Source organism: Vibrio sp. 1401, assembly GCF_033340295.1.
Genome location: NZ_JAWOWF010000677.1, coordinates 1 through 561, shown reverse-complemented (window position 1 = coordinate 561; position 561 = coordinate 1). Strand labels below are relative to the sequence as shown.

Annotated in this window: 1 pseudogene; it reads right to left on the bottom strand. The window is 45.6% G+C overall.

From position 1 onward, the window contains the following. Positions 1-97: 97 nt before the first annotated feature. Positions 98-561, bottom strand: a pseudogene (locus R7Z77_RS27530) (ornithine cyclodeaminase family protein); the annotation flags it as partial.

Genomic DNA, 561 nt, shown 5'->3' with positions numbered 1-561 from the left:
GTACTGACCGCCGGATAAACACCTTTCCAATCTACTTTCATGAACTTCCTTTCCTTTATGTATATTGTATGCAATTTATAAAGACGAGCGAAAATGCTCAAATTTGGCTTTCAACGCCATGTTTTAACAACACCGCTTTTACTGCGGCTAAATCAGCCAAGGCACTGCCAACCGATTTATATAAGGTAATCACCTCGTCACTTTGACGCCCTTGCACTTGCTGAGCGCAAAGCTCAGGCAACTCCCCATAAATGTCTTCAGGTGTGAATACCCCCTCTTGAATTGGGATCAGCAGATCTCCCGCTTCCGCCAACACATTAATGCGACTGTCGACATACACATTCGCTCTTTGCACCGAGACAGAATCGCATTCACGCTTGTCTAAGTCGTGATTACCGACCAGATCAATGTGTGTTCCCGGCTGCACATCAAAGCCATTAAATAAAGGCTGAGCAGACGCAGTAATGCAACTGATGATGTCGACTTGATCAATCACTTGCTCAACGTTTTCGACCACAGACACAGAGAACTGGCGCGCTTCTGGCAGTGATTGATATTCAG